The 16,016-nt window shown below is 69.1% G+C and carries 15 protein-coding genes; 7 read left to right on the top strand and 8 right to left on the bottom strand.

Annotated features, from left to right (window positions below):
* The first annotated feature begins 103 nt into the window (after positions 1–103).
* A complete protein-coding gene (locus V3W46_RS02630; RefSeq protein ID WP_331781536.1) occupies positions 104–1,375 on the top strand; it encodes a patatin-like phospholipase family protein in 1,272 nt (423 codons plus the stop codon).
* 37 nt (positions 1,376–1,412) lie between these two features.
* Here the strand turns inward: V3W46_RS02630 and V3W46_RS02625 are convergent, their stop codons facing one another.
* From V3W46_RS02625 to V3W46_RS02615, 3 genes are all read right to left on the bottom strand, one after another.
* Positions 1,413–1,760 (bottom strand): hypothetical protein, encoded by a 348-nt coding sequence (locus tag V3W46_RS02625; RefSeq protein WP_331781535.1) that lies wholly within the window; start codon positions 1,758–1,760, stop codon positions 1,413–1,415.
* Positions 1,761–1,924: 164 nt separating this feature from the next.
* On the bottom strand, positions 1,925–2,953 hold the full coding sequence (locus V3W46_RS02620; RefSeq protein WP_331781534.1) for an oxidoreductase: 1,029 nt from the start codon (positions 2,951–2,953) through the stop codon (positions 1,925–1,927).
* 32 nt (positions 2,954–2,985) lie between these two features.
* Positions 2,986–3,237, bottom strand: a complete 252-nt coding sequence (locus tag V3W46_RS02615; protein WP_331781533.1) for a hypothetical protein — start codon at positions 3,235–3,237, stop codon at positions 2,986–2,988.
* 101 nt (positions 3,238–3,338) lie between these two features.
* Here V3W46_RS02615 and V3W46_RS02610 point away from each other — a divergent pair, with 101 nt between their 5' ends.
* Positions 3,339–4,100: a class I SAM-dependent methyltransferase gene (locus V3W46_RS02610; RefSeq protein WP_331781532.1), complete on the top strand. Its 762-nt coding sequence runs from the start codon at positions 3,339–3,341 to the stop codon at positions 4,098–4,100.
* 35 nt (positions 4,101–4,135) lie between these two features.
* Positions 4,136–4,603: an NUDIX hydrolase gene (locus tag V3W46_RS02605; protein WP_331781531.1), complete on the top strand. Its 468-nt coding sequence runs from the start codon at positions 4,136–4,138 to the stop codon at positions 4,601–4,603.
* A 27-nt stretch (positions 4,604–4,630) separates the two neighbouring features.
* Here the strand turns inward: V3W46_RS02605 and V3W46_RS02600 are convergent, their stop codons facing one another.
* The 3 genes from V3W46_RS02600 to V3W46_RS02590 form a co-directional block, all read right to left on the bottom strand.
* Positions 4,631–6,139, bottom strand: coding sequence for a hypothetical protein (locus V3W46_RS02600; RefSeq protein ID WP_331781530.1), 1,509 nt, complete (start codon positions 6,137–6,139; stop codon positions 4,631–4,633).
* Between the two features lie 188 nt (positions 6,140–6,327).
* Positions 6,328–6,651: an ArsR/SmtB family transcription factor gene (locus V3W46_RS02595; protein ID WP_331781529.1), complete on the bottom strand. Its 324-nt coding sequence runs from the start codon at positions 6,649–6,651 to the stop codon at positions 6,328–6,330.
* Positions 6,648–7,136 carry an SRPBCC family protein gene (locus V3W46_RS02590; protein ID WP_331781528.1) on the bottom strand — a complete coding sequence of 163 codons (489 nt, stop codon included), beginning with the start codon at positions 7,134–7,136 and terminating at the stop codon, positions 6,648–6,650. The genes V3W46_RS02595 and V3W46_RS02590 overlap by 4 nt, the downstream gene beginning before the upstream one ends.
* Positions 7,137–7,352: 216 nt before the next feature.
* On the opposite strand from V3W46_RS02590, the gene V3W46_RS02585 reads away from it, so the two are divergent.
* Both V3W46_RS02585 and V3W46_RS02580 read left to right on the top strand, forming a co-directional pair.
* Positions 7,353–8,516 carry an LLM class flavin-dependent oxidoreductase gene (locus V3W46_RS02585; RefSeq protein ID WP_331781527.1) on the top strand — a complete coding sequence of 388 codons (1,164 nt, stop codon included), beginning with the start codon at positions 7,353–7,355 and terminating at the stop codon, positions 8,514–8,516.
* A gap of 2 nt (positions 8,517–8,518) precedes the next feature.
* Complete coding sequence (locus V3W46_RS02580; protein ID WP_331781526.1) at positions 8,519–9,232, top strand: FMN reductase; 714 nt, start codon at positions 8,519–8,521, stop codon at positions 9,230–9,232.
* A 76-nt stretch (positions 9,233–9,308) separates the two neighbouring features.
* On the opposite strand, the gene V3W46_RS02575 is transcribed toward V3W46_RS02580, so the two are convergent.
* Both V3W46_RS02575 and V3W46_RS02570 read right to left on the bottom strand, forming a co-directional pair.
* A complete protein-coding gene (locus V3W46_RS02575) occupies positions 9,309–10,658 on the bottom strand; it encodes an SGNH/GDSL hydrolase family protein (protein WP_331781525.1) in 1,350 nt (449 codons plus the stop codon).
* A 27-nt stretch (positions 10,659–10,685) separates the two neighbouring features.
* Positions 10,686–11,222 (bottom strand): EXPERA domain-containing protein, encoded by a 537-nt coding sequence (locus tag V3W46_RS02570; protein ID WP_331781524.1) that lies wholly within the window; start codon positions 11,220–11,222, stop codon positions 10,686–10,688.
* Positions 11,223–11,507: 285 nt separating this feature from the next.
* Between V3W46_RS02570 and aroA the strand changes: the two genes are divergently transcribed.
* On the top strand, positions 11,508–14,819 hold the full coding sequence (gene aroA / locus V3W46_RS02565) for a 3-phosphoshikimate 1-carboxyvinyltransferase (RefSeq protein WP_331781523.1): 3,312 nt from the start codon (positions 11,508–11,510) through the stop codon (positions 14,817–14,819).
* A 5-nt stretch (positions 14,820–14,824) separates the two neighbouring features.
* Positions 14,825–15,979: an acyl-CoA dehydrogenase family protein gene (locus tag V3W46_RS02560; RefSeq protein ID WP_331781522.1), complete on the top strand. Its 1,155-nt coding sequence runs from the start codon at positions 14,825–14,827 to the stop codon at positions 15,977–15,979.
* Positions 15,980–16,016 lie beyond the last annotated feature (37 nt).

Raw genomic sequence — 16,016 nt, 5'->3', positions numbered from 1 at the left:
ATGAACGAAGTATCCGTAGTGGGTGCTCCCTGCTGTGCACGATCGGGCGGCTGACAGCGTCGTCTGAGGGAGCGCCCGACGCAGCTCGCGAAAGGCATCTCCCATGCACGCAACACCCTTCACCACATTTCATGTCTCCCTGCTCGGGCCCGAGGCCGAGCGTCGAATCGAGTACGTCGCGCTCGGCGACGGTGGGGGCGTTCACGAACGCACCCGCGAACACGAGTACGCCCACGAACACGAACGCGCCCGCGAACCCGAACTCGGCCGCGAACCCGAACTCGCCCACGAACACGAACGCACCCGCGAACCCGAACTCGCCCGCGAGCGGGCCCTGGTGCTCGGCGGCGGTGGGGCCGCCGGCAACGCCTGGCTGATCGGGGTGATCGCGGGGCTCGCCGATGGCGGCCTCGACGTCACTGAGGCGGCCGACCTCGTCGTCGGCACCTCGGCGGGCGCGACGGCGGCGGCCCAGCTGGCGGGGGAGGCGCCGCGCCGGCTCTACGCCGACATCCTGTCGGCCACGTCGCCGCAGCGCCACGGCGGAGCTCAACCGGGCGCCCGGCCCAGCGCCCAGCCCGGCCCCCACCCCGGCCAGCCCGGCGCGCTGCCCGGCGACCTCCTCGGCCAGCCCGGCGCGCAGCCCCGCGACCTCCTCGGCCAGCCCGGCGCCCGGCGCAGCGCCCAACTCGCCGAACAGCCCGGCGCGCAACCCACTCCCCAGCACGGCCCACTGGGGCCCATGACCGACCACCTGCGCAGAACGAACGATGTCATCGCCGCCGCAGAGGGCCCGGCCGACGTTCGGCGCCGGCTGGGGGCATCCGCTCTTGCACTGGATGACGCACACGACCGCGAGCGGCAGGCGGCGTGGAGAACCACTGTCGCCGGCCGCCTGACGAGCCGCGTCTGGCCGCCCCGGCCGAGAGCGTCGGTGCTCATCTCCGCCGTCGATGCCCGCACCGGAGCCGCTGTCGTCTTCGACCGCGACAGCGGCGTCGACCTGGTCGATGCGGTCGCGGCGAGCACCGCGGGCGGGCCCCCCTACGACATCGGCGGCATCGCGTACATCGACGGCGGCTACCGGCGGTCGAGCGAGAACGCCGACCTCGCGGCGGGCTTCCGGCGGGTGCTCGTGCTGTCTCCGCTCGGCGGCAGAACCCGCATGCCCCTCGAGTGGAACATGCACCTCGCCGCACAAGTCGACGAGCTTCGGGCCGGCGGCAGCGAGGTCGCGACCATCCTCCCCGACGACGCCTCGCTCGACGCCTTCGGCCCCTCCATGATGAACCTGTCGGCCCGCCCGGCCGCCGCCCGTGCCGGCTTCGCGCAGGGCCGGTCGCGGGCGGCAGAGCTCGCCGCGTTCTGGCACTGACCCGGTCGTCTGTCGCTGCTGTGCCGGGTGGTCGTGGTCAGACCCGCAGCGCCAGGCGGGCCTTCGCCCGATTGACGACGAGGATGCCCGCGACCACGCCCACCGCACCGACTCCGATCGCGACCGGCACCGGTGCCCCCATGTCGATGGCACCGACGACGGTGAACGCATCGAACAGCGAGATGAGGGTGAATCCCACGTCATCGACGTAGCGTGCGCGCCACCCCGGCTCGCGCGTGGCTGCTGCGGGCGCCTCGGCCGCCCCGGTGGGGGTCCGGTCGCGCCGCCCCCGCCCTGCCCCGCTGCCGGCCCGGTTGTGCCGCCCCCGCCCGGCTCCGCTGCGCGCACGATCGTGCCGCCCCCGCACCTCGAATGAGTCTCGCACGGGCTCCGACTCGATCCGGAGTCGCGTTCGCTCGGGCCGGGTCAGGCTCCCGAGCAACGCCCGCCGTGCCCGAAACCCGCGCCAGCCCGTGTACACGCCCAACGCGCAGAGCAGCGCGAACGTCACACGCTGCGCGGGGCCGAGCGTCGTCCAGTCGGCGCAGTTCACCCGGGGCCATCGCTGGCCGCCGCCAGCAGCGGCACGACGATCTCGCTGATCGGGGTCGGGATGCCGTGAACCCGACCCTGACGCAGCACCACCCCATTTCGAACATCCCATTCGAGCGGATGCCCCGCCACCCGATCGGCGAGAATCGAGGTGCCGAGGTCGGCCGGGTTCTTCTGGAAGTACTCGACGATCTGCTGCACCACCTCATCGCCGAGCGTCGCCCCTTCGGCTCGCGCCACCTCGAGGCCCTCCCGCACGTACGCCTCGGTCAGCAGGGCGATGTCGGCTCGCCCGAACATGCCGCTGCGCCGGCCGGTGAGAACCATCAGTCCGGCCGCCGCATTCTGCAGCAGTTTGCGCCAGGCCACCGACACGAAATCCGCCGACAGCTCGATCGTGAACCGCGTGCCCCGCAGCGCCTCGAGCACGGCCGCGGCCTGCGCGACCTCGGGCAGCGTCAGCCGCGGCTCACCCCGCAGCAGCACCGATCCGTCGGGCTCGCTCTGTGCCGGAAACCACACCACCGAGGGCACCACCACCCCGCCCGAGACGTACCGCTCGAAGCTCGACTGCTGCTCCACCCCGTTCTGCAGTGCGCAGACCACCGTGTCTGCGCCGACCAGCGTGCGCAGCAGGGGCGCGGCGGCCTCGACCTGCGTCGTCTTCACAGCCAGGAACAGCACGTCGACGGGCCCGTCGGCCGCCGCCGCTGCGACCCGCACGGGCCCCGGAACGACTATGCGCCGCTCGCCGTCGTGCAACTCCAGCTGCTCGCGCACCCGGCGCCCGAACAGCAGCGGAGTGCGCCCCACCTCGTGCAGCGCCGCCGCCACCGTCGTGCCGATGGCGCCGGGGCCAACGACCGCGACCCTCGCGCAGGCAGCCTCTGGGCCTGCCATCGCATCTGCCGCGTCGCCGGCCCCCGGGTCTGCCATCGCATCTGCCGCGCCGACAGCCCGTGCACTCAACCCCGCGACCGTCTCGCCGACAGCGCCCGAACCGGCAGCCGCACCCGTCGACTCCACGCGACCCATCGTCGCCCTCCCGGCCGGTGCACTCAGTTCGAGGTGATCGCGACAGCGGCGGCCGCCCCGAGCATGCCGTAGGTCGCGGCGCCGGAGTTCAGGCCTTGGGCGTGAAACTTTCCGTCGGGGGTGAACCACGCCTCGAGCCCGTCGGAGTTGAAGGGCTGGTTCAGCTTCCTGAGGTGCTTGCCCACGTCTCTGAGGTAGTACCGCACCTCGCCGCCGACGTGGCGTTTCTCGGTCTCGTTCGATGCTTCGAGTTGTTCATGGGTGGGGTCGGCCATGCCTCTCAGCCTAGCCCGGGCATCCCTTCGCCTGCAGCGCTCTTGGCCCGAACCGGGCGCCGGGTCGGGTGCTCGCAGCGGCGCAGCGGTACGGTGGTCGCATGAGCTTCGATGTCTCGGCTGCCGCGTATCTCAGCTTTATGGGGCGGTTCTCTGAGCCGCTGGCGACGCTGTTCGCCGACTGGTCGGGTGTACGCCCGGGCCAGCGCGCCCTCGACGTGGGATGCGGTGCGGGGGCCCTCACCGAGCAGCTCGTCGCCCGGCTCGGAGCCTCGTCGGTGACGGCGGTCGATCCGTCGGCACCGTTCGTGGCCGCCCTCGAAGAGCGGCTGCCCGGCGTCGACGTGCGACTGGCCGGCGCCGAACGGCTGCCGTTCGCCGAGGGGCGGTTCGACGCCGTGCTGGCGCAGTTGGTCATCCATCTGATTCCGGATGCCGTACCGGCCGTTCGCGAGATGGCCCGCGTCACCCGCCCGGGCGGCCGCGTCGCCGCGTGCGTTTGGGACCACGCCGGTGACCGCGGCCCCCTCGCGACGTTCTGGAGCGCCGTGCACGACCTCGACCCCGACGAACCCGGCGAGGCGACCATGCCGGGAACCCGCGACGGCGACCTGGCCGACCTCTTCGTCGAGGCCGGACTGGTCGACGTGGAGTCGTCGAGCCTCACGGTGACCAGGCACTACGACTCGTTCGAAAACTGGTGGCAGCCGTACCTGCTCGGGGTCGGTCCGGCGGGGTCGTACGTGGCGGGGCTCTCTGACGAGCAGCGCTCGGCCCTGCGGGATCGCTGCGCTCAGCTGTTACCCGCGACCTCCTTCGACGTGTCGGCGCGTGCGTGGTGCGCGCGCGGCGCGGCGGCCTGAGCTGTCGACCCCCGAGCTGCCGCTAGCCTCGAGGAATGGCGACTCCCGACTTCATCAGTGCTCTGCGCGAGAAGATCGGCCACGAGCAGCTCTGGCTGACCGGCGTGACCGCCGTGGTCGAGCACGACGGCCGGTTGCTGATGGTGAAGCGCGGCGACACCGGCGCCTGGACCCCGGTGACCGGCATCATCGACCCGGGGGAGGAGCCGGCCGTCGCGGCCGCCCGCGAGGTGCTCGAAGAGGCCGGCGTGGTGGCGGTGGCCGAGCGTCTGGCGTGGGTGCACGTGCTGCCGCCCATGACGTACCCGAACGGCGACCGGGCACAGTACCTCGACCTGGTGTTTCGCATGAGGTGGGTCTCGGGCATCCCGTACCCGGCCGACGGCGAGAACACCGAGGCCCGCTGGTTCACGGTGGATGCCCTGCCGCCCCACTCGCACGGCTTCGCCGACCGCATCGCCCGCGCCCTGAGCGGCGACACCGCCGCACGTTTCGAGTCGTAGGCCGTCAGGGCGCCTTTCGGCCCGGCGTCAGGGAGTCGCGGCGTCGGTCTGCGGGGCGGGGGCGGCCTTCGGGGGCGCCTGCACCTTCGGCTGCTCTGGCACGGCCGCGGGAGCGGGCACGATCGAGTCGTTCTGGGCTGCCGGGCCCGGTTGGGCGAGCTTCGCCCTCGACGTCTTCGCGACGAACTGGCGGGTACCAACGTCGGCCGGGTCTTTGGCCGTCTCGACGACGATCGGATGCTCGGCGGCGTAGGCGTCCTGCCTGATTCCCGTGACCTGCCACGACACCTTCACGTTCGGCTTGTCGGTCTTGATCGCGAAGCTGTTGTTCGCGACCTCCTTCGAGACCACGGCCTGCGCGAAGTCGCCGATCACCGTCAGCTGGTAGCGGAAGTCGCGGTTGAGCGCGGTGAAGTACGCGGGAAGCGAGACCGTCGCGTTTCCGCCGCCATCGGTCGTCGCGTTGCCGTTGTAGATGTTCATCATGTCGGGCGACTCGACGAACGAGTGCGAGAGCCACTTGTTGTCGGGGTCGAGGGGATGATCGATCTTGAACGACCCGGCCACCTTCGAGAGGGTGCCGTTGATGTGGGCGTTGCCCTGCGAGAACACAGCGTAGGCGCTGCCGGTGGCCTTGCTGAAGACGCCGTAGCTGCCGCCGTCGGTGCCGGTCGCTTCGGCGTACAGGGCGAACGTCGGAGCCTGGGCCCACACGCCCACGTAGTTCGAGTCACCCCGAACGCCGGCGGTTCGGCCGCTGACGCCATGCACGGCGTATTGGCCGCCGGAGCCGTAGACGGCATTGCCGTTGGGGTCTGTCGACGACCCGCTCACTCCTGTCGGCCCTGAGCCCTGCACGCCGGTCGCCCCGCTGCCGGAGACCCCGACCGACGAACCCGAGCCGACGACTCCGGTGACGCCCGTGCAGTACGCTCCTGTCGAGCTGCCGGCGAAATAGCCGCCGTAGGTTCCGCCCGAACCGACGACGGAGTATGACGTTCCGACGGCGTAGACGCCGGCGTAGCCGCCGGTCGCATTGACTCCGATGTAGTTCGTCGACGTCCCCTGCACTCCAGTACCGTCTGTCGATTTGCCCTCGACTCCGATGCCCGCCGGCGCGGAGCCGACGACGCCGCGGCCCGCGGCTGTCGTATCAGTGGACGCACCGTTGACAGCAACTCCACCCGTCTTCACGTCGAGTTTGGCGGACGGGCTCGACGTACCGATCCCGAGCTTTCCGGCCGCCGTCATCCTCATCTTCTCGGTCACAGCGGCTGACGCACCATTCTTCGCCTTGAAGATAAGTGCCGCTCCGTCATTCGTCGGCCCGATGAAGTTGTTCGTGGTGACGCCGGTGTTGCCGCCGAGCAGCCAGGCGGTGGTGGCCGAGGCCGCCTCCGCGGGTGTGGCAGAGGTGGCGACCGCCGCCGTAGCGACGCCGGCGGCGGCGGTGGCGAACAGCAGCCGGCGCGGAAACCGGTTCTCGAAGTCGGGCGAATCAGATGCGCCGTCGGCGGTGACAGAGTTCTGTGACACGGAGTACTCCTGATGTGAGGTGGAGCTTCTGGGGGTTCTGTGCGGCTGGTGCGAGACGGATGGGCGTGCAGACGAGCTGCGAATTCACGCTCATGGTACTGTTCCCTGTGAATTTTCTGTCGGGTTTCACAGAAATTCGCCCACCGAAGCGGCAGCCTGGTGCCTCGTGCCCGTTCCGGCGCCCGTGCTCAGAGGCTCTCCGCGATGCGCTTGATGGCCTGCAGGCGTGCTTCCCACTCAGCACCGATGCGGTCGAGGCGCCGCGCCGTCGACGTCAGCTGCGAGCCGAGCACGCGGTAGCGCAGTTCCCGACCGGCGCGCACACGGTCGACCAGGCCGACACGCTCGAGGGTGGCGAGGTGCTTCGCGATGGCCTGCCTGCTCACCGGCAGGCGCCCGGCGAGGGCCGAAGCAGATGCATCCCCCTCGCCGAGCGCGGTCAGGATGCTCCACCGCGTCTCGTCGCCCAGGGCAGCGAACACGCCGACCAGTTCAGCTGAGCCCTGGCTCACGACGCGCCTTCCAGGTAGGCGACGAGCTCGTCGAGCTCGGAGTCCCAGCCGCCGCGGTTGTCGTTCATGCGGGCGGTGGGATCGCTGAGAGCGTCGAATCCTGACTCGATCACTGTGAGCCGGGTGCCGTCGGCCGCCCCCTCGAGGAAGAAGCGGAACACCGTCGATCGATCAGGGTCGGCACCTTCGGCGCCGACGGAGGCCGGTTCACCGCTCTCGTTGCCCCAACGGTAGGCGATCATCCGTGGTTCATCGACTTCTTCGATGACCACAGGAACCGTTCCGTGCCCCTCGAAGGTGAAGGTGCCGCGCGAGCCCACCGCGACCTCGCCGAGAGTCACCTGCTGCGGAAACCATCTGGCGAGGTGCTCGGCCTGAGTGATGGCCGCCCACACCTTCTCGATGGGGGCAGAGATTGTGATCGTTCGTCGCACGCTGAACGTCTCGGTGTCGACGGTGGCACTCGGGTTATCGGTGGTGTTCATAGTTGGATCCTCTCGATTGCGATTTGCAACCCCAGAATTGCATGTCCGATGGCAATATGCAACCTTGGGGTTGCATCAAAGAGAAGTGGTCAGCTTCCCATGCGTCTGTGACGCGTTACGGAATACGCTGAAGGGCAACGCTCATTACGCGGGAATAGTTTGGGCTCAGTGCTCGTTGACTCGAATATCGATGCATACGCATAGAAAAGAGGCATCATGCAGTTCGGAATCTTCAGCGTCAGCGATGTGACGACTGACCCCACAGACAACACCACCCCGACCGAGTACGAGCGCATCAAAGACATCGTCACGATCGCGCAGAAGGCCGAAGAGGTCGGCCTCGACGTCTTCGCGCTCGGCGAGCACCACAACCCGCCGTTCTTCTCCTCGTCGCCGACCACCACGCTCGGCTACATCGCCGCGAAGACCGACACGCTCCTTCTCAGCACCTCGACCACGCTCATCACCACGAACGACCCGGTGAAGATCGCCGAAGACTACGCGATGCTGCAGCACCTGGCCGACGGCCGGGTCGACCTGATGATGGGCCGCGGCAACACCGGCCCGGTCTACCCGTGGTTCGGCAAAGACATCCGCGAGGGCATCCCGCTCGCGATCGAGAACTACGCTCTGCTGCACCGGCTGTGGCGCGAAGACTATGTCAACTGGGAGGGCAAGTTCCGCAGCCCCCTGCAGGGCTTCCAGTCGACGCCCCGCCCGCTCGACGGCGTTCCTCCGTTCGTGTGGCACGGCAGCATCCGCTCGCCCGAGATCGCCGAGCAGGCCGCCTACTACGGCGACGGCTTCTTCGCCAACAACATCTTCTGGCCGAAGGAGCACTACATGCAGCTCATCGGCTATTACCGCTCGCGCTTCGAGCACTACGGCCACGGCACCGCCGAGCAGGCGATCGTGGGCCTCGGCGGCCAGGCGTTCATGGCGAAGAACTCGCAGGATGCCGTGAACCAGTTCCGGCCGTACTTCGACAACGCGCCCGTCTACGGGCACGGCCCTTCGCTCGAAGACTTCACCGAGCAGACCCCGCTCACCGTGGGCAGCCCGCAGCAGGTCATCGATCGCTACGCGTCGATGCGCGACTACTTCGGCGACTACCAGCGCCAGCTGTTCCTGATGGATCACGCGGGCCTGCCGCTGAAGACCGTGCTCGAGCAGCTCGACTTCCTCGGCGAAGACGTGGTGCCTGTGTTGCGCCGCGAGTTCGCCGAGAACCGCCCGGCTACCGTGCCCGACGGCCCCACCCACGCGTCGCTGGTCGCGGCTCGGGATGCTGCTGAAGTGGCCGCGGCGGAATCCATCGTCGCTTCGGCCGACGCCGCCTCGGCCGAGACCGTGGCCTCGCTGACCTCGGAAGGAAAGTAGTCATGGCAGAGAACGCTGCCACTGCGCCGGGCACGTCGGGCACGCCTGGCGGTGCCCGCCTGACCCGCACGCTCGTGGTGGTGTCGGCCGGCCTGAGCCAGCCGTCATCGACCCGCCTGCTGGCCGACCGGCTCACCCAGGCCACCGTCGACCGGCTCACCGAGAAGGGCGTCGACGTGACGGTCGAGGTGGTGGAGCTGCGCGACCTCGCGCACGACATCACCAACAACCTGCTCACGGGGTTCGCTGCTCCGAAGCTTCAGAAGGCTCTGGATGCCCTGGCCTCCGCCGACGGACTGATCGCCGTGACGCCGATCTTCACCACCAGCTTCAGCGGGCTCTTCAAGTCGTTCGTCGACATCATCGAACCCACTGCCCTGACCGACCTGCCCGTGCTGATCGCCGCGACCGGTGGAACCGAGCGGCACTCGCTCGCTCTGGACTACGCCGTGCGCCCCCTCTTCACGTACCTGCACGCCGTAGTCGCTCCGACCGCTGTGTATGCGGCCTCGAGCGACTGGGGCACCGGCTCTGACGCGGCGGCCGGCGCGCTGTCCCACTCCGGCGGCGGCGCCAGCGCTTTGCCAGATCGCATCTCCCGTGCCGCTGGGGAGCTGACGGCCCTGACCATTGCCTCAGACCGGTCATCCCGCGTCATCGACCCGTTCGCCCTGCCCGCCGGCTTCAGCCCGGTGGGCGGCTACGGCGCCCAGTAGCCGGTCGGCGCCAACGAGCCGGTCAGCGCCCACGAGCCGGTCGGCGCCAACGAGCCGGTCAGCGCCCACGAGCCGGTCAGCGCCCCGAAGACGACCGGTGTGCGGAGCGCCGTCGCTGACCCACCACCAGGCCGGCGGCGCCACCGCCCGCAAGCACGAGCGCGGCGGCCGTCGCTGCGAGTGCGACGACGTCGGTCTGGCCGGTCTCGGCCAGCTTCGCCGAGGAGGAATCCGCGTTGGCGGACCCTGCCGTACCCGCCGGAGCTGCTGACGGTGAACCGCTTGCCGATGACGACGGCAGCGGAGTGGGTGTCGGCGTCGCGGTGGGGTCTGGCTGACCCGGCTGCTGGAACGCGGCCGTGATGGCTTCGACGACCTGCGCATCGAGGAACGCCACTCCGGCCGCGTTGGGGTGCAGTGCCCCGAGCGCCACGTCGATGTTCGACAACGGAGTGGGTGTGCCGGGCGCCGACCCTGCCGGAATCAGGCTGATGCCGTTGATATAGGCGTCGGCGGCAGGGGCGCACGCGCTGTGGTTCTCTGTGAGGGGCAGGGTCGAGATGTAGCCGGCGCCGTTCGCCTCGGCCGCGACGCGGATGGCCGTGTCGAGCTTCGCCTCGACGCTGTGCAGGTACTGCGTGTCGGTCGCCGTGAACGGGAAGGTGTTGGCCGGGAAGGGCGGTTCGCCGGTTCCGAGCGGATCGCTGAAGCACCCGGCGGCCGGGGTGTTCTCGACGTCGGGCGAGATCGTCGGGTAGCCCACGACGATGACCTTCGCGTTGGGCGCCTTCTGCCTGATCAGAGCGAAGGTGTTGTCGAGGGCGGGCGACACCGTGCTGTGGATCTTGTCGGCGAGCAGGTCGAAGCCGTCGGGGTCGTAGCGCTCTTTGCACGTGTCGAACCCGGTGAACGTCGGCCCGGCCGGGTCGAGGGCCACGCACGACTGGGCGACGTCGGCGAAACCGAGGTCGTTGCCGCCGATGGTGACCGTGACCACGTCGGTCTGGTCGGTCAGCGCGAGCGACTGCACCGGCGCCGTGCCCTGGTCGCCGATGGTGACCTGGGGTGTGTCGATGATGTTCGCGGTGACGGCGCCGCTGCAGGTGACGTCGGTGAGGTCGAGCCCCAGGGCTGCCGCCGCGAGATGCGGGTAGTTCTCGTCGGCCTGGTAGCACCCGGCCGCCGGCGAGTCGCTGAAGGGTTGCAGACCGAAGCCCGCCGAGTACGAGTCGCCGAGAGCGACGTAGTGTTTGCCCGCCAGGTCGGCCGGCGCGGCGGTTGACGTGGCGGCGGTCGAGAGCGGGCTGCTCGGCGCGGCGTTCGGGGCCGAGTAGGCGGCCTGGCCGCCCCAGAGGGTCAGGCCCAGCAGGGTGAGACCGGCGGCAGCGAGGGGAGCGGCGAGTGAGCGGCGTCGTCGAGCATTCACAGTGCAGAGTGTAGCGAATCGAGGGCGTCAGAAGACGCGTGTGAAGGGCAACGGTTTGCGCATGCGGATGAGCAGCAGCAGCGGAAAGAGGATGTACGGCCCGTTGTAGAGCAGGAAGACGCCCGGGTCGGGGGTGCGCTCACCCACTGGGCCGAAGAATTCGACGCCGAAGATCGGGATGCCGGTCAGGGCGATGATCATCGTGGCGTAGATGACGCTGTAGAGCTGTATCCAGTTGAAGCCTTTCACGAGCGAGACGATCAGCAGCACGTAGAAGCCGACGTAGACGAACGCCGAGGTGCCGCTGATGAAGCGCAGCCAGAGCGGATGCGACTGGTACAGCGGGTCGAAGTTCGACGAGTAGGTGTAGTTCCACTGCACCAGCAGGTTGGGCGAGTCGGCGACCTGGTCGAGCCCCAGGCCTTCGACTGAGTCGCTGATGATGCAGGTGATGATGAACAGGCCGAAGATCACGATGAAGGCGATGTCGAACGGGCGCTTCGACAGCGGCAGATTGGCGGGCCGGGGCCCGGGTGTCACGGCGGCGTTCTGCGCGGCGGTCATGCACGACACGTTAGTGAGTGCTAACGATTTTCGGGGGAGGCGCGAGAGGCTGACATGCACAAAAAACCGAACCGGTTTGTGTAAAAAGCAATAGTAAGCAGCCCCCAGTTTGCTGGGATAACGTGGCGGGCGTAAGTTGAAAACCTGAACACACCGGCCCTGGCTTGCTCCGTCTCTCGCGCAGTAAGTGAGCAACGAAGCTCCATTCGCGCCGTCGAATCCCCTCGGGAAGCTCGCGGTTGACCCCTGCAGTCCCGGGGTCGAATCATGCGAGAAGGGGTACTCATGCAGCTCGTCGTTCGAGGAACAAGCACAGCTCTCGCAGGTGAGTTGCACATTCCGGTTTCGAAGTACCACGCCCACCGGGCCCTCGTTCTGGCCAGTCTCGCCCCGGGTACCAGCGTCATCTCGGGTCTGTCGAGCACACGGCAGGTGGAGTGGACGATCGGCGTGCTGCGCGCACTCGGCACGAGCATCCAGGTCGTCGGCGATGACTACGTCGTCACGGGCGGCCCCTACCGGGCGACGCCCGTGATCGACCACGGCTCGCGCGGAGCCGAGGGGCTGCTGAACGTCGGGTCTTCGGGCACGACCCTGTACTTCATGGTGGGGCTCGCGGCCCTGGCCGACCGGCCGATGACGCTGACCGGAATGAAGTACTTTCGCCGCCGGCCGATCAAGGCGCTGCTCGACTCGCTGACCCAGATGGGCGTGCAGCTCGAGAGCGATCGCGACTGCCCGCCGATCACGGTGCAGCCGCGCCGGCCGAAGGGCGGCGACGTGAGCATCGCCGGAACGCTGTCGCAGTGGCTCAGCGGGCTGCTGCTGCTGGCGCCGTTCGCCGAGACCGACACGACCATCCACGTCACCGGGGGCGCGCTGAACGAACAGCCCTATGTCGAACTGACCGTGCGCATGATGCGCCTGTTCGGGCTCGTCGTCGAGCACTCGGATGACTGGCTCACCTATCGCGTGCCGGCCAACCAGACCGCCACCCCCACGACCTACCGCATACCGCCCGACATCGGGTCGGCCGCCTTCGGCATCGCGGCGGCCGCCATCCACCCGTCTGACGTGCTCTTTCGCGGGCTGTCGGCGGTGAGCGCCGGCGAGACCGACCACCCAGAGGCCGACTTCCTCGACCTGGCCACGGCCATGGGCGTGCCGCTCGATCGCGACGAGGCGACCGGGTTCGTGCGCATCCGGCACGACGGCATCAGGCTGAACGCCATCGACATCGACTGCCAGCCCATCCCCGACCTGCTGCCGGTGCTCTCGGCGATGGCGACGTTCGCCGATGGCACCAGCCGACTGCACAACGTGGGTCACATCAGGCTGAAGGAGTCTGACCGCGTGGCCGCGATGCTGCAGCTGAACCGGCTGGGCGGCCGGGCCGAGCAGCAGACCGACGAGCTGCGGGTCACCGGGGTCGACGGGCTGCACGGCGCGGCGCTGTCGAGCTTCAACGATCACCGGGTGCTCATGTCGCTCTCCGTGGCGGCGAGCACGGCCGTGGGCATGTCGAGCCTGACCTATCCGCGGGCGTATCGCATCTCGTACCCGACCTTCCTCGAGGCGATGAATTCGATCGGCCTCGACATCGACGTGGCGGCCGCCCCGGCCCGAGACCTGCTCGCGACCGAGACGGGCTACGCGCGTCAGACCGAGCTCGCCGAAACGGGCGAGGCCGACTCGGTAGCCGAACGCCTGGCTACCGCCGAGGCCGCTGCCCTGCGCGAGCTCGAGGCGTCGGCTGAGGCGCTGGCGCGGGCCGAGGTGCTGGCGCAGACCGAGGTGCTTGCCGAGGCCGAGGTGCTTGCGCAGGCCGAGGCCCTCGTCGACGCTGCCGAGATCGAGCCGCTCGTGCTCAGCGACGAGGTGCGCCGGCTGGCCGACGAGACGCCGGATGCCGCAGCCATCGTCGAGGTCGGCGGCGACGCCCCCCTCACCACGTCGTGGCGCGAGCTGCAAGACGAAGCCGACCGGGTGTCGGCGCTGCTGCTCGACCTCGGCGTGCAGCCGGGGGAGTCGGTGGCCATGCAGCTGCCGAACTGGAGCGAGTTCGTCGCCATCACACTCGGCGCGATCCAGATCGGGGCCGTGGCGACCCCGATCATGCCGGTGTTCGGTCCGCGCGAGACCACGATGACGCTCTCGCGGTCTCGGGCGAAGGTGCTGTTTCTGCCCGACATGTTCCGCAACCGCCGGCCGTCGCTCGAGCTGCTCGAGGCGGCGGAGGAGGCGCGCAGCAATCGTCGTCCGCTCTCGCTCGAACACGTGATCGTGCTGCGTGCCGACGACCGGCACAGTTCAGACGTCGCCATCGACGTGCCACCGATTCCCGAGACCGCGGCTGACCAGGTCGCCGCCTCCGACTGGACGTGGCGCTACTACGACCAGGCCCTCGAGGCAGTGAGTCCCGACATCGAGCTGATCCGCTCGCGCTCACCGAAGCCCGACGACACCTGCCAGCTGCTCTTCACCTCGGGCACGACCGGCGAGCCGAAGGGCGTTCAGCACTCGCACCGCACCCTGGCCGTCGCAACCGCTCTGCATGTGCAGCAATCGGGACTCGGCGCAGGCGACCGCATCTTCGTGCCCTCGCCGCTGGCGCACCAGACGGGCTTTCTGTACGGCATGCTGCTGGCCTGGCGGCTCAACGTCGCCGTGGTCATCCAGCCGGTGTGGAACCCGCAGATCGCCCTCGACCAGGCCTTCGGGCAGGCTGGGGCGACCTTCGTACAGGCGGCCGCGGCGTTCGTGGACGACCTCGTTCGCGCGGTGAAAGACGGTGTGGCGCCGGCCCCGGCCGCGTTGCGGATGTTCGTGGCCACCGGGTCGGCCGTGCCCCGCGCCCTGGCCGCCGAGGCCCGCGAGGTGCTCGGCACGACTGTTCTGGGCGCGTTCGGCACCACCGAGACCTGCCTCGGCACGCTCGCGGCCCCGACCGACCGCCCCGAAGACGCGTGGGGCAGTGACGGGCGGCCGCTGCCGGGCATCCGCATTCGCATCGTCGACGACGAGGGCCGGGAGATGCCACGGGGCATCGAGGGCAACTACGAACTGAACTCGCCCACGATGTTCAGCGGCTACCTCGACCGGCCCGACCTGACCGACGACGTGTTCACCGCCGACCACTGGTACCGCACCGGCGATCTCGCGGTGGTCGACCAGGCCGGTTTTCTGCACATCACCGGGCGGGTCAAAGACGTGATCAACCGGGGCGGCGAGAAGATTCCGGTCGTCGAGATCGAGAACCTGCTGTACCAGCATCCGCTCGTGTCTGACGTGGCCATCGTGGCGATGCCGGATGCCCGGCTGGGCGAACGCGCCTGCGCCTTCGTGGTCGCCGCTGCCGCCAGGGCCGAGGGCGCCCCTGCCGAGCCCGCGCTCAGCTTCAGCGACGTGCAGAGCTACCTCGGGGCCAACGGCGTCTCGAAGTACTACTGGCCCGAGCGGCTCGAGTTCATCGACGAGCTGCCGCGCAACGCGGTGGGCAAGATCCAGAAGAATGTACTGCGGGAACGCGCCAGCGCGCTGGTGGCGATGTCGGCCGAATCAGAGAAGATCGAAGCACAGAAGATCAGGGAGAAGTGACCGGAGTGAGTTTCACCGAAGAGTCGTTTTCAGCGCTGAAAGACGAGATCGACGACTGGGTTCGCGGGCCGGGTGAGGAGTACGCGAACACGATCGAGAAGACGGGATCGGTGCCACCAGAACTCTTCGCGGAGTTGAAGGCGCGCGGTTACTTCTCGCTGGCCGCGCCCCAGCACCTGGGGGGCCAGGGAATTCCGTTCGACCGCTACCTCGAACTGATAGAGATCTTCAGCCGCTCGCACGGGTCGGTGCGCATGCTCGTGCACGTCATCAACGGAACCTGGCGCGCCATGGAGCCGTTCGCCACCGACGAGCAGCGCGAGCGCATCATCAAACCGTCGGTCGCGGGCGATGTTCTGGTGGCGTTCACCCTCACCGAGGCCACCGCCGGGTCGGGCGCCGACATTCGCAGCACCGTGCGGCGTGAGGGCGACACCTACGTTCTGAACGGCGAGAAGCACCTGATCACGTTCGGCGTGAAGTGCGACTACTGGCTGATGGCGGCTCGCATCGAGGGGGCGACCGGCAAAGACGGTTTCGTGGCCCTTCTGCTGCCCAACACCGGGCTGGCCGGCGTCGAAGTCATCGACGACTCAGAGACGATGGGCATCCGGGGCACCGACCACGCCATTCTGCGGTTCACCGATGTGGCCGTGCCGGTGTCGGCCCGGCTCGGCGATGAGGGCGACGGACTGGCCGTGACGCTCGGCGGCTTTCTGCTGCCGAGCCGGGTCTCGGTGGCCATGAGCTGTGTGGGGCTGGCCGAGCGGGCGCAGGAGCTGGCGGTCGAGTACGCCAACCGGCGCGAGACGTTCGGCAAGCGGATCGCCGAGCGGCAGGCCATCCAGTTCATGCTGGCCGAGAACTACGCCGACATCGCCGCGGCGCGGGCGCTCGTGCTCGAGGCGGCGCGGGCGTTCGAGGCGGGGGCGGCGAATGCGGGCATCCTGTCGAGCGCGTCGAAGATGATCGCGGTCGACATGATCACGCGCGTCACCGACAAGGCGCTGCAGGTGCACGGCGGCCAGGGCTACTGGAAGCGCAACACCATCGAGCGCGTCTATCGCGACGCGCGGGCGCCGCGCTTCGAAGAGGGCACCAACGAGATTCAGAAACAGGTCGTTGCGCGGGCCGTGCTCACCGGCAACGCCGCGTACTGAGTCGTTCGCATCACCGGCGCCGCGCACGGAGTCGTCC

It is taken from the genome of Subtercola sp. YIM 133946, assembly GCF_036553535.1.
In the GTDB taxonomy this organism is placed as follows: domain Bacteria; phylum Actinomycetota; class Actinomycetes; order Actinomycetales; family Microbacteriaceae; genus Subtercola.
The sequence above is the reverse complement of the archived record's forward strand: the minus strand, read 5'-3'. Positions and strand labels throughout refer to the sequence as shown.